The sequence below is a fragment of the Rheinheimera sp. UJ51 genome (genome assembly GCF_020819615.1).
GTDB classification, from domain to species: domain Bacteria; phylum Pseudomonadota; class Gammaproteobacteria; order Enterobacterales; family Alteromonadaceae; genus Alishewanella; species Alishewanella maricola.
In genome coordinates this window covers 41,231-54,407 of sequence record NZ_JAJHOG010000012.1, presented here as the reverse complement: position 1 = coordinate 54,407, position 13,177 = coordinate 41,231, and the positions used below count along the sequence as shown (strand labels likewise).

General features: G+C 48.8%; 12 protein-coding genes. 5 read left to right on the top strand and 7 right to left on the bottom strand.

Annotated features, from left to right (window positions below; translation table 11 throughout):
* Nucleotides 1–61: 61 nt before the first annotated feature.
* Nucleotides 62–1,423: a M14 family zinc carboxypeptidase gene (locus LMJ53_RS13935; RefSeq protein ID WP_229587606.1), complete on the top strand. Its 1,362-nt coding sequence runs from the start codon at nucleotides 62–64 to the stop codon at nucleotides 1,421–1,423.
* Between the two features lie 6 nt (nucleotides 1,424–1,429).
* On the opposite strand, the gene LMJ53_RS13930 is transcribed toward LMJ53_RS13935, so the two are convergent.
* From LMJ53_RS13930 to LMJ53_RS13915, 4 genes are read right to left on the bottom strand one after another with little or no spacing between them, the layout of a single operon-like run.
* A complete protein-coding gene (locus LMJ53_RS13930) occupies nucleotides 1,430–2,599 on the bottom strand; it encodes an exo-beta-N-acetylmuramidase NamZ domain-containing protein (protein WP_229587604.1) in 1,170 nt (389 codons plus the stop codon).
* Entirely contained in the window at nucleotides 2,596–3,516 is a 921-nt protein-coding gene (gene murQ / locus LMJ53_RS13925; RefSeq protein WP_229587602.1) for an N-acetylmuramic acid 6-phosphate etherase, read from the bottom strand. Before murQ ends, LMJ53_RS13930 begins: the two co-directional genes overlap by 4 nt.
* Before the next feature lie 13 nt (nucleotides 3,517–3,529).
* Nucleotides 3,530–4,387 carry a BadF/BadG/BcrA/BcrD ATPase family protein gene (locus tag LMJ53_RS13920; protein ID WP_229587600.1) on the bottom strand — a complete coding sequence of 286 codons (858 nt, stop codon included), beginning with the start codon at nucleotides 4,385–4,387 and terminating at the stop codon, nucleotides 3,530–3,532.
* Complete coding sequence (locus LMJ53_RS13915) at nucleotides 4,387–5,958, bottom strand: sodium:solute symporter (RefSeq protein ID WP_229587599.1); 1,572 nt, start codon at nucleotides 5,956–5,958, stop codon at nucleotides 4,387–4,389. Before LMJ53_RS13915 ends, LMJ53_RS13920 begins: the two co-directional genes overlap by 1 nt.
* Before the next feature lie 265 nt (nucleotides 5,959–6,223).
* On the opposite strand from LMJ53_RS13915, the gene LMJ53_RS13910 reads away from it, so the two are divergent.
* Together LMJ53_RS13910 and LMJ53_RS13905 are read left to right on the top strand one after the other, a co-directional pair.
* Nucleotides 6,224–8,035, top strand: coding sequence for a glycoside hydrolase family 3 protein (locus LMJ53_RS13910; protein ID WP_229587597.1), 1,812 nt, complete (start codon nucleotides 6,224–6,226; stop codon nucleotides 8,033–8,035).
* A gap of 2 nt (nucleotides 8,036–8,037) precedes the next feature.
* Nucleotides 8,038–9,228, top strand: coding sequence for an acyltransferase family protein (locus tag LMJ53_RS13905; protein WP_229587595.1), 1,191 nt, complete (start codon nucleotides 8,038–8,040; stop codon nucleotides 9,226–9,228).
* Here the strand turns inward: LMJ53_RS13905 and LMJ53_RS13900 are convergent.
* From LMJ53_RS13900 to LMJ53_RS13890, 3 genes are all read right to left on the bottom strand, one after another.
* Nucleotides 9,218–9,874 carry a DUF1294 domain-containing protein gene (locus LMJ53_RS13900; protein ID WP_229587593.1) on the bottom strand — a complete coding sequence of 219 codons (657 nt, stop codon included), beginning with the start codon at nucleotides 9,872–9,874 and terminating at the stop codon, nucleotides 9,218–9,220. The two genes, LMJ53_RS13905 and LMJ53_RS13900, sit on opposite strands and share 11 nt — an antisense overlap.
* 68 nt (nucleotides 9,875–9,942) lie before the next feature.
* Nucleotides 9,943–10,824, bottom strand: coding sequence for a carboxylating nicotinate-nucleotide diphosphorylase (gene nadC / locus LMJ53_RS13895; RefSeq protein WP_229587591.1), 882 nt, complete (start codon nucleotides 10,822–10,824; stop codon nucleotides 9,943–9,945).
* Nucleotides 10,825–10,827: 3 nt separating this feature from the next.
* Nucleotides 10,828–11,346: a retropepsin-like aspartic protease family protein gene (locus LMJ53_RS13890; protein ID WP_226751955.1), complete on the bottom strand. Its 519-nt coding sequence runs from the start codon at nucleotides 11,344–11,346 to the stop codon at nucleotides 10,828–10,830.
* A 69-nt stretch (nucleotides 11,347–11,415) separates the two neighbouring features.
* Here LMJ53_RS13890 and ampD point away from each other — a divergent pair, with 69 nt between their 5' ends.
* Nucleotides 11,416–11,982: a 1,6-anhydro-N-acetylmuramyl-L-alanine amidase AmpD gene (gene ampD / locus LMJ53_RS13885; protein ID WP_229587589.1), complete on the top strand. Its 567-nt coding sequence runs from the start codon at nucleotides 11,416–11,418 to the stop codon at nucleotides 11,980–11,982.
* Entirely contained in the window at nucleotides 11,979–12,905 is a 927-nt protein-coding gene (gene ampE / locus LMJ53_RS13880; RefSeq protein ID WP_229587587.1) for a regulatory signaling modulator protein AmpE, read from the top strand. The genes ampD and ampE overlap by 4 nt, the downstream gene beginning before the upstream one ends.
* Nucleotides 12,906–13,177 lie beyond the last annotated feature (272 nt).

Below are 13,177 nucleotides of genomic sequence, written 5' to 3'. Positions count from 1 at the left end.
TTTAAATGGGCTAATCATGAATAAATTGGTTTTCCTGATACTGGCAGTCAGCAGCGTAATAATGGCCAAAGCAATGACAATTCCTGATTATCACCCGTATCAACATGCGCATTTAAATAAACCGCAACTGCAATTTAGCGACATTGCGCCGTTAATCGAGCATTACCAAGCGCAGCCATGGCTAACGGTAACCGAATTGGGGCGTTCGGTGGAGCAGCAGCCCATTTATCAACTTCAATTAGGCCAAGGTGACAAGCGAGTATTGGCTTGGTCGCAAATGCACGGCGATGAATCTACCGCCACCGCGGCTCTGTTCGATTTATTAAATTATCTACAGGCACCAGAGCAGGCGGCGTGGCGCGAGCAGTTATTTGCCGACATAACGCTGTATATTATTCCGATGCTCAATCCGGATGGTGCCGCTAAGCGCAGCCGAGTCAATGCTCAAGGTATCGATATTAATCGTGATGCGTTGGCGTTACAAAGCCCAGAAGGGCAGTTGTTAATGGCGGCAGCGAAGCAGATTAAACCGCATTTTGCTTTTAACTTGCATGATCAAAACCGTTTTCATGCGGCAGGTCCTTATCCTAACCCCGCAACCATTTCATTGTTAGCGCCGGCTTATAATGCCGAACGTGAGATCAATGCTAGCCGCCGAGCTGCGATGCAGTTAATTGCACATGTCCAACCTTGGCTTGAGCAGCAGATCCCGCAGCATATCGGTCGTTATGCCGATGATTGGTCGGCCCGCTCTTTTGGCGATACGTTTGCGGCGATGGGCATTAGCACGGTGTTAGTGGAGTCGGGCGCTTATCGTGGTGATGACAATCGGCAAGTGGCGCGGCGGCTGAATTTTCAACTCTATATGGCTTGGTTAGCTGCGATTGCCAGTGATAGCTATCAGCAGGCTGATGTGGCGTTGTATAACGCTATCCCATTTAATCGTAGCGGCGGCATGAAAGATGTGTTGCTACAAGGGTTAACCGTGAGCATCGGCGACACGACGGCTACGGTGGATCTGGCCATTAATTTGGCCCTTACTGGCGATCGGCGCGCGCGTATCGATGAGCTAGGTGACTTATCCTTGTTTAGCGCTTTTCATCAATTTTCGGTGCGAGGTTTAGCTTTTAAAGCTGGGCAGGCTTACCCGCTTAACACGGCCTTGTCTTTAGACACTGAGGCACATCTCGCTTTATTGCAGCAAGGTTATACCCATTTTTCGGGTGATAAGGCTTTGTTGCAAGCAAGCAGCCGTTTACCGGTGCTGCTGAATCCGTTACGCCCGACACAAGGCTCGCCACAACTTTGGCAAGGCGCCACGTTTTTATTGGTCAATACGCAAGGCGAGGTTGTGCAAGCCGTATTAAATGGCCAATTAATTAGCGTGCCCAGCGGTGTTATTCACAACCCGTTAGGCACTTAACGGGCTTTACGGATAAAGCAAATAGGCTTGACGCTGTTTTAAAAACAGCTGTAGCTGTGGTTGCCAACTGGCGCGGATCTGCGCCTCACTTAAACCGGCAGCGATTTGCAGACGCAATTGATCGGTACCGGCTAATTTATCCATAAACTCGGGCGCGCTAAATAATGTTTTCGCATGGCTATCAAATAACTGATTCCAGCGCATCAAATAACTCAGCGTTAAGCCGCCAGCCGGCACGTGGCGTAAATCTTCACCATGTAGCAATTGGTCCATTAAGGGCGGTTTTAATGCGGCACCCGGTGTGCTAACTGGGGTAAAAGCAAAGCCGTCGGTGGCAAACTTATCATAACCAATCACTTGAAACGGAAAATCTGTGCCACGGCCAACACTGAGCGGTGTCGCCTCAAAAAAGCCAAGTGAAGGATAGAGTTTAATCGCTTGCTGATTCGGCAGGTTGGGGCTTGGTGGGATCGGTAAGGTATAAGCTTGCTGGCGTTGATAGTTCGCCACTGGGATCACGGTCAGCGTTAATTTATCAGCTTGAGCTATCCAACCCTCGCCTTTAATCATTAGGGCTAACTCACCAACGGTCATACCATGTAATAATGGAATGGGGTGCATCCCCACAAATGACTGAAAAGCTAAGTCGAGCACGGGCCCATCCACATAGGCGCCATTCGGATTAGGCCGATCCAGCACCAGCATCGGTTTCGAAAATTCGGCTGCCGCCGCTAACATGTAGTGCATCGAGCTGATGTAGGTGTAATAACGTACGCCAACATCCTGAATATCAAACAGGATAATATCCAGTGCTTGCATTTGCTCGGGGCTGGGTTTTTTGCTGGCGCCATACATTGACCAAACCGGTAAACCAGTGCGGCTATCTGTGCCATTAGCGATAGCGGCACCGGCGTCATGATTCCCTCGAAAACCATGCTCTGGCGCGAAAATCGCGACCACCTGAATGTTTTGTGCCAGTAAAAAGTCAACCAGATGTTGTTCACCCACTACCGAGGTTTGATTAACTAACAAGCCAACGCGTTTACCTTTTAGTAGCGGCAAGTATTTAGCCGGTTGCTCAGCGCCGGTCAGCAGCACTGGCGCGGCACTATTGGCCAAAGCTAGCGGGCTAAACCAAACGAGAAGCGTGAGCGCAAGATGCCAAACGGATTTCATTGCATCGCCTCCAATGCTTGGCGCACGAAGCCCTGTTGTGCTGTTAATTGCTCACGGCAACGGGCAATCGGTTGGCCACTGAGTAAATGTAAAATAGCCAGCTTGGCGTTCATTTGGCTGTCTTGTAAGGCTTGTTCCGCCACTGGCGCAGTGCAATCGGTGGCTTGCATCACTATACGAATGGCGCGAGCGACTAATTTTTGGTTACTGGCATGCAGGTCGACCATTAAATTCTGATAAACCTTGCCGGTACGCACCATGGCGGCGGTGCTGAGCATATTTAAAATCATTTTTTGTGCGGTGCCGGCTTTCATCCGGGTTGAACCGGTCACCACTTCTGGCCCAACTTCAGCGCAGATGGCAATATCGGCAGCTTGTAGCAGTGGGGCCTGGGCATTACAGCTAATGGCGACGGTGCTGGCGCCAAGTGAACGCGCGTAGGCCAGCCCACCTAGCACATAAGGGGTACGGCCACTGGCGGCAATGCCCACCAGCACATCTTTAGCGCTAAACTGAATGCGTTGTAAGTCGGCAGCACCGAGCTCTGGGTTATCTTCGGCGCCTTCAACGGCTTTATAGATCGCTTTATCACCCCCAGCAATTAAGCCGATCACTTGCTGATCTGGCACGCTATACGTGGGGGGGCATTCCACCGCATCTAAGATCCCTAAGCGACCACTGGTTCCTGCGCCCAAGTAGATTAAGCGACCACCGTCAGTAAAGGCTTTAACAATCTGATCAACCGCCGCTGCGATTTGCGGTAAAGCCGGAGTAATGTGCTGCGCAACCCCTTGGTCGGCTTGGTTAATTAACGACACCAGTTGCAAGCTATTCAGTTGATCGATATTGGCACTGTCGCTATTACGTGCTTCGGTGCTCATGTTGGCCAGTTGGACTAATAATTGTTCTGTGTGCATTGTCTTGCCTGTCTTAAGAAGAAGCGGCCAATTTGGCCGCTAGAACTAAACCGCCCGCTAATGCATCACCGCGGGCAGGTTGTAATTGTGCTTGTAAGTTATCGCAAAGCCAAGGCTGGCAATGCGTGGCTAAGCCACCTAATAACACCAAGGGCAAATTTTGCTCGTTGAGCGCGCACTTAGCCAAGGTAGCAATGGCAGCACCTTGCTGTTGTTGTAATTGCTGGCTGAGCGCATCCTGATAGTGATAGACCAAGGGCGCCAGTTTGGCAAAATCATGAGCTTTGGCTTGTTTTAACCAAGGCAGCAACTGCTCGGCATTGGTGCCACATTGCTGACTAACCGCAGTCAGTAATGGGCTAAGTGGCCGTTGCCAATCTAATTGCCATAGCAGTTGTCGTACTAATTGTTGACCCAGCCAAGCGCCACCGCCTTCATCGCCAATACCAAAACCCCAGCCGCCTACCTGGTGTTCAGTGCCATCCTGTTGCAAGCGCATACCCACGGAACCGGTACCAATCGCCACCACCACCACGGGTTGGCCTAAGTTCGCACCATATAAAGAGGTACGCGCATCCGTTGTCAGCTGCCAGTGGGCGAAAGGGATTTGCTGGGCTTGGTTAAATGCTTCGGCTAACTGCGGATTTCCCGCGCCCGCTAAGCCGAAAATAACACTGACGTCAGCAGGGCTGGCATTGGCTTGTTGGCAAAGTTGCAGGCTGAGCTCACGCACATGATGAATGGCTGCTGCAAAATCGTTGGTCAGCTGGGCAGCACCGGCGCGAGCCGTCCAACGTTGGCCACTTTGTTGACACAGCAATAGGCCATCCGTTTTGGTGCCACCGCCATCTAAGGTTAACAAGTAACGCATTAAGCCTCCTTGGCATGCGCAGACGTGGTTTGCTGTGCGCTGCCGCTATAACAGGTTAAAAAGGCCAAAAGCGTGGCGATACATAACTGCCAGGTGAAGCCTAAATCTAAAGCCGCTAAGTTTGGACTAAGCTGCTTTAATACATAGGGTTGCAATACTAAGCAAGTAACAAAGCCAACACACAAGGCGGCCGTCACACTATATCGATTACCGCGCCGAGTAAATAACGCGGTAAAAAATACGCCGAGTAAACCGCTGTAAGAAAACACCATTACGCTTAGCGCAAAGGCCAGTAACGGCATATCGGAATACTGTTGCCAGTAAAAACATAAGATGGCCATTAAGGATAACGCGATAGCCGTTAGCAGCATGGCGCATTGTCCAGCACGGACAAAATGTTTGGCTTCGGTAGCTGGTTGGCGGCGTAAGCGCCAAGGCTGATAGAGATCCGCAACCAGTACCGAGGCCATGGAGTTTAGCCCAGAAGTAATGGTTGAAAGCGCTGCGGCAATCACGCCGACCACCACCAAACCCCGTAAGCCAGATGGCAATTCATTTAGCACATAGTACATAAAGACGGTGATTTTCTCGCCTTGAAAGCTGTCTTGTAATACCTGTGTGCCCGCCGCTAAATCTGGCCGTTGATAAAACAAGTACAATAAAAATCCAATAACAATAAACACTAACATCACTGGGATCACTAATAACACTGAAGAGAGCAGTGCTTGCGCGCCTTTCGCCGGTGTTTTACAGGTCAATACGCGCTGCGTCATATCTTGATCTAAACCAAAGGCCGCAATATTTAATAAGACAAAGCCGGTAAGCGCTGACCAGACATTAAAGACGCCTGCCGAGCTAAAATCCAGATGGAAATCGAATAACAACAATTTAGAACGGGCTTGCTCTGGCGGATAACGTAAAGCCTCAACAACTTGTTGCCAGGGGAGATCGAGGCTGCTGTATAAATAAAACAAAACCAGCAAGGCGGCACTAACATAGACAAAGCACTGTAATGCATCGGTATAAATGACCGAGCGGATACCGCCCATCATGGTACAAAGTAAACCGATCACGGCCAATAACGCGACTGCGGCCACAATACCGCTGGCGTTGATATGATTAAACAGCAGCATTGAGACCGCTAAAGCCGCCATATATAAGCGCGCGCCACTGGCAAACACCCGACCAAATAAATACATTTGCCCAGCATGATTTTTCGCGCTGGCACTAAAGCGCTGTTCTAATAACTCATACACGGTGGTGACTTTTAGCTGGTAATAGCGAGGGATCAGCCATTTAATCACAAACCAGGCCGCCAAAATGGCGCCAAAAGAGCTGGCTAAATAGGTTAAATTGCCGCGAAAGCCCATATCGGGGCCACCTAAAAAAGTGGCCGCAGATTGCGACGTGGCAAGTACAGAAATGGCCACCAGCCATGCGGGCATTGAATTAGCCGCTAAGAAGTAATCACTACTGTTCTTCGATTTTTGTTGGTTGACCCACCATGCCAATAAACCAAGGATCAAAAAGTAGCTGCAAAAGACCAGCCAATCTAATAAGGTGAGCTGCATTACGCTTTGCCTGTCGAAATTAATGCGCCAAACCCACCCCGCAGCACATTGTTGTGATGGGGTTGCTGGCAATTGCTAGCTGCAGTAAAGCATAAGTTATAGAATGTGAATAGACTAAAATATTCTTGTTTGCGTATTTTTTATGAATAATTTATGTTTAACCCTAATGAATTAGGCTAAGGATTTCCAATTGGCTACTGCTCGCCTTGGTTGCTACCGCAAAGTATTGCTAGCAATGCTGTCAACTTCACTGTTTTGGACTGCTATGGATATAAATGCTGCTGCGCGCAAGCCGGCAATAGATGTGCCCCACATGTTGGGACAAAAATTGATGTTGGATCTACGTTATTACTGTGACACGCCCGTAGCGGCGGGACAATGTCGAACGCCGATGACGCAATTACCTGCGGCTTTAGCCGAGTTAATTCAACGCTATCAGATTGGCGGCGTTATTTTGTTTGCAGAAAACGTGCAACAACCACAGCAGATTATTCAATTAACCGAGCAGTTGCAGGCGGCCGCTCAAGCGCAAGGACATCATTTACCGCTTTTTATCGGTATCGACCAAGAAGGCGGTCGCGTGGCGCGTTTACCCCGCCAACAATCAACCTCGTTTAGCGGTAATATGGCTATCGGTGCCACTTATCCCGTGCATGGCACCGCCTTTGCTAGCCAAGTAGGTACGGTTCTGGCGAATGAGCTGTTAAGTTTGGGCATTAACGTTAACTTTGCGCCCACGGTTGATGTGAATGTAAACCCCTTAAACCCGGTGATTAACGTCCGTTCTTTTGGTGAAGATGCCAAACAAGTGGCAGAGCTGGGTGGGGCGATGACAGGCGCGATGCAGCAAGCGGGCTTGTTAGTTTCGCTAAAGCACTTTCCAGGACATGGCGATACGCATGTTGACAGCCACTTGGGGTTACCCCGTGTTGATCATAGCGCGGAGCAAATTGCCAATACCGATTTATACCCCTTTGCGAAGATTATTCAGCAATATGATCCGGCGATGATCATGACTGCGCATATTCAGTTTCCGGCTTTAGACGACAGCGTGTTCGTTAGCAAAAATGGCGAAACCATGTTAAAGCCAGCGACATTGTCGCGGAATATTTTGCATGGCGTATTGCGCCAACAGCTGGGTTATAAAGGGCTGATTGTTACCGACGCCTTGGATATGGCCGGTATTAGTCATTTCTTTACCGTACCCCAAGCCGTGATTGAAACCTTTGCTGCGGGGGCTGATATTGCCTTGATGCCAGTGAAATTACAAAGCCCAGCTGAATTACCCCAACTGGCCGCTTTATTAGATGAATTAAGCGCGGCAGTGGCGCAAGGGCATTTAGATAAGCAAGAATTACAGGCGTCTTATCAACGTATTGTTAAGGCTAAACAGAGCCTAAAAGCGTTAAGTCAGCCCAGTCTCGCGCAGGCGACAAAAACCTTAGCTAACCCAGAGCATCGCGCCGCTGAGTTGGCCTTAGCCCGAGCTGCCGTCACCGTGGTTAAAGGGGCAACGGCGTTACCGTTAACCTTTGCGGGTAAAAAAACCGTCTTGTTAATGCCTGATACCAGTAAGGGCCGAGTGTTGCAGCAACATTTGCAGCAACTTGGCGCGAATAGCGCTGATATCACGGTGATCAGTTTAGTGCAGCTTAATTTAGATCAGGCCAAGCAACAGATTGCCGCAGCTGATCAGGTCATCGCGGCTTTTATTTCACCCATGCAGTCTTTAGCCGAAATGGGCGGTATGGACGATCTTGCTGCGAATACGAATTTGGCTGAGGCGTATCAAAAGCAGCAGCGTTATTTTTATCAGTTATTGGAATATGGTGCCGCGTTAAAGAAAGATCAGACCTTTGTCAGTTTGCGCTCACCTTACGAAATCAGCCTGTATGCACCCTTAGTGCAGCGCACCATCGCGACTTATGCCTACCATAACTGGCAACAGCAAGATGGTAGCTTAGTCAGCCCAATTTATCAGGCTCTGGCCGAAGTGTTGGTGGGGCAGCGCCAAGCCACGGGCCAATTACCGGTCACGTTGCCGCTGAGTATGCCTGCGGTCACGGCGGGCCAATAGGCATGTTTGGTGTGCGCCAACACTGCCAAGCCATTTTGGCGCAACAGCCCGCGGGCCGTTTGTTGGCGCTGGATATATTGCGCGGCTTGGCCATTATGGCCATGGTATTGGTGAATAACCCAGGCAGTTGGCAATATATCTATGCGCCGCTACGCCATGCCGAATGGCATGGCTGGACCGTGACCGATCTGATCTTTCCGGCTTTTATCATTATGGTCGGCATGTCGATCCAGCTGAGCTTGCGGCAAAAAATAGCGCAAACCAAGCTTGAGGTCATTCAAGCCGGCGCACTACGTGCATTAAAACTGTATTTGCTGGGACTATTTTTGGTGCTGTTTTATTATAACTTTCGCGATCCGGCTTACAATTATCTGCAGCAAAAACTGCTAACGGTTCGTTGGTTTGGTGTATTACAACGCATCGCCTTGGTGTACTTTTGTACCTTATTAATTGTGCTGTATTGCGGCACCCGAGCGCGAGTGCTGTGGCTGGTGGGCTTATGTGTAGTTTATCTCGCTTTGATGCAATACATGCCGTATCAGGACGCGCAAGGGCAACAATTTGTTGGGCTTTGGCAATTTGGCAATAATTTTGCCGCCTGGCTGGATCATCAGATACTCGGCGCGCAGCATGTGTTTTTTCGAAGCGCTACCCCCTTTGCGTTTGATCCCGAAGGCTTATTAAGCACTTTACCGGCCATCAGCAGCTGTTTACTGGGCGTGGTGATGGCGCAACTTTTACAAAGTGACCAGCCTCTCGCGTTTAAAATTCGTTTACTGGCTTTAGCCGGCGTGGCGATGGTATGGATTGCCGAACTCGCCCATCCGCTGTTACCCATTAATAAAATGCTATGGACCCCCACCTTTGTGTTGTTGAGCACCGGTTACACCGCGTTATTGCTGGCGGTGATTCTTTGGCTTACCGAGATTAAACGTTATCGCTTGTGGGGGGCACCGTTAGTGGTGTTTGGCGTTAATGCTATTTTGTTTTTTATGTTAGCGGGGGTGGCAGCTCGCATCTTATCCATGCTGCCAGTGGCAGGGACGACTTTGGGGAATAGCTTATTTCGGGAAGTTTTTCAGCCGTTATTCGGTAATTACAATGGTTCGTTAGCCTTTGCGTTGTGCTTTTTAGCGATAGCGTATCTGGGCATGTTGGCTTTGTATCGGCGCGGTTTTATTTTTAAGGTGTAAGAAATGCCACGCGGGATAACAGCTGTTGACCTGGTGTTGACAGTAGCCATAGCAATAAAATGCAGTTGGCTAATACGATAAGCCAAAACTCACGCTGAAACAGTGGCTTACTGCGTTTGTGTGCGAGTTTTTTCTGGGCAAATAACGCCCCTGGCCAGCCGCCAATTAAGCTAAACATTTGTAAGCTTTCTTCAGGTAAGCGCTGACTTTGCCTTGCAATGGCCGCGTTTTTATCCGCTTGATATAACCAATAAGTAAAGATACTGACCTCGATATAAAGGATCGGTAAGATATACGGCAAGGTACCAAACAATAAACTGATAATCACCAGCATTAAAAAGGCCGCCCGAAAATACAGCGCCAGATCTTTAGCATACTCTAAGTCGACGGTATTTTTCGGGATAACAAGACGTTCTTTGGGGGGGGCAATTGTTGCGCTACTGTCGATGCTTAAGCTAACCGCAATTGGCCGACCTTTTTTATCTGTACCCAGGCCAAAACGCAGCAGATCACCCTCAGCAGGCCGGTGTTTTGGCTGAGCAAAATCGCGGATATGAAAAAAAAGTTTCTGGTTCGTTTGCTCACAAAACAAAAAACCAAAGCCTTTTTTGTCTTGCCAGAAAACGACCTTGCCTGTCAGTTGCATCAACTACACCTCACTGACCCAGCAAATGGCTGTATAGGGATCAGTGTAGCAGAAACGGCCAACATTGTTTACTTCCGGCTCTGTAAACGCATCGATAAATCAATAGCCGTAACATGCTTGGTTAAAGCACCGCTGGAAATAAAGTCGACACCGGTGGCCGCAAGGGCGCTAAGGTTTTCGCTAGTAATATTGCCAGACACTTCCAATTTAGCTTGGCCTGCGGTCAGCATTACCGCTTGTTGAATATCGGGCAAACTAAAGTTATCTAACATAATAATATCAGCTTGAGCACTGAGCGCTTCGGCTAACTCGGTGAGGCTCTCGACTTCAACTTCAATCGGTTTGCCTGGAAAATTAATACGGGCTGTTTGCACGGCGTTGCTAATCGTACCCGCGGCAGCGATATGATTTTCTTTAATTAAGAACGCGTCGAACAAACCAAAACGATGGTTTAAGCCGCCGCCGCAGCTTACCGCATATTTCTGGGCAAAGCGCAGACCAGGCAGGGTTTTACGGGTATCCAGTAATCGGGTGTTGCTGCCTGCTAAAAACTGCACATAATGTGCCGTCGTGGTGGCGGTGCCGCTGAGCAATTGTAAAAAGTTAAGTGCACTGCGCTCTCCGGTAAGCAACACACTGGCTGGGCCAGTTAAAGTACACAACAGGCTGTTGGCTGCCACTTGGTCGCCATCGGCAACATGCCAACGCACGCTGACGTCGGCACTAAGTTGTTTAAATACCTCATCAACAAAAGCCGTGCCACAGATCACACAATCTTCACGCGTGATAATAGTGGCATCTGCATATTGCTGAGGGGGGATCAACGATGCGGTGATATCGCCTAAAGCAAGCGGTTGCAGACCTAAGTCTTCCGCTAGCGCAGTAGTGACCGCACGCGGAATTTCGTTGGCTAATAACGGGTGAGCAAAGGGTACGACGTGTCTGTTCATAAGTTAAATGCGCTGGATAAGTGTGAGTTCATTGCCTTGTTGCCGGAATTCTAACTGTTTTAGGGCGCTCATACCTAACAAAATCTCTGAGCCGGCTAAATTAGGTACTATGCTGGCTGGCACATTATGTAAGGTTATTAGGCCAAGCTTTAGTTCGGCAATTTCGCTGCGCCAGGCGGTAGTGACACCGTTAGCCGTGGCGACGCGCATCTCGGCGCCCTTAGGCAAGCCTAATTCTGCCGCTGCACTGGCGGAGATCGCTACCGTGGTGGCGCCAGTATCCAGTAAAAAATCGATGGGTTTGCCATTGATCAAAGCGACACCTAAATAGTGCCCTGCACGGTTTCGTGCTAATTTCGTGGTGATTTCATTGGCAGAAACGCTGCTTTGGAGTTGTTGGTTCGGGTTTTGTTGCTTACTCAGATAATCTTGAAAAAACCAAAACAACGCACCCGCCAGCAGCAGCCAAGTGATCAACGTAAAAAATTTACCAAATGCAGAACTGACTTCAGGTGCTTGCATAAATGTAATCCAGCATTGACAATAGCCCAACAGCTTACTGAGACAGCCGTAAAAAGGCAAAAATTCCCCATGAGTCGCTTTGCAAGCCCCATGCCCCATTTAATTCAACGGCCATGCAGTCATTTTGATGCACGACCGGATGATACTGAAATAAACTTACTGGTGATCCACAATATTAGTTTACCCGCCGGTCATTTTTGTCAGGATCCGCGCCACAGTTATGTTGATGCCTTATTTAGTGGCACCTTGGATTGTCGCGCGCATCCTAGTTTTGCTGATTTGCAGGGACTGCGCGTGGCGGCCCATTGCGTGATTTGGCGCGACGGACAAATTTTCCAATACGTGCCTTTTGAGATGCGAGGCTGGCATGCCGGTCAAAGCAGTTTTGCCGGTCAGCCAAGATGTAATGACTATTCGATAGGTATTGAGTTAGAAGGCACGGACGAGATACCCTATACTGAACAGCAATATAGTAGTTTGCTGCGGTTAACACGGAGTTTGCTGCAGCAGTATCCAGCGATAACCCTGGATCGGATTGTTGGCCATTGTGATATTGCACCAGGCCGCAAGACCGATCCCGGAGCCGCTTTTGATTGGCAGCGTTATAAACAAGCGCTAAAGGAGAACAAGGCATGACTTTAATTAGTATGTTACTGGCATTAATTATTGAACGGCTTTCTGTACGCAGTGATGCATGGCAAGCCCGACCTTACTGTCAGGCATATTTAAAACTGACTGCAGGCTCAGGATTGAGCAAATTAGCCGAGCATAGCTTAGGTCGTTACCTGTGGCTGCTATTACCTGGGTTAGTCATTGCATTGATCTTGCATTTTGTGGATAGCCGTTTAATCAGCTTAATAGTGAATACCCTAGTGTTGTTAGTGGCGATTGGCTGTTGGCATTATCGGCAACTGTATAAGCAGTTTTTGAATGCACAAGAACGTGGCGATGATGAAGCGGCTTATTTAGCTATGCAGCAAATTCGTCAAGACAGTGCCAGCAAAGTGGATGACAGCAACGGTTTACTGTTGGTCTGGTTAAACTTTCGCTATTACGCGGCGGTTGTGTTCTGGTTTTTAGTACTGGGTGCTTTTGGTGCCGTGACTTATGCATTATTACGTCATGTACAAGAGCAACCTCAGCTGAAAGATGAGCGCGATGATCAGGTCGAGACGGTTGATGCCTTAGATGAAAGCGAAACCGCAGCCACCGACAACTACAGCTCTGTCAACGCTGACAATGCTGAAGCAACGCCAAAAGATGCGGTGCATTATTTACTGTTTTGGGCAGATTGGTTCCCTGCGCGTTTATTCGGGTTAGGTTTTGCGCTAGTGGGGCATTTCTCGCGTGCTTCCAATGCGCTGTTAGGCTATTTCCTCGACTTTACCGCAGATAATCAGCAAGTGATTACTGATGTGGCTAAAGCGGCCGAGCCGATCGTTGATGTACCTCAGCAAGTCAGTGATGACACCAGTAGTATGGTGCAACTCGCAAAACGCAATATGCTGTTCTTTTTAGCTTTTACCGCTATTTTGACATTAAGCGGATGGATTAGTTAATCGTAAGTGTTTTGCCAAGCAGGGCGCACAGCGCAATAGGGTCAGTGTTCAGTCTGACAATATTGTACTGGCGCCTTTTTTTATGCGTAAAGCCTTATCTGGCTGCCCGTGAACTTGTCAGACCATTTAGCTTAGTATCGATTGGTGCCACATTTTATCGAGCTAAAACTCTAAATATTTTTGCTTTTGCTATTCCTTGCAATCTCTGCTTTATTTACATACTGGTGTGAAACTGATAGCCTAGCGCATAATAATGAAAAATTGGTAATACC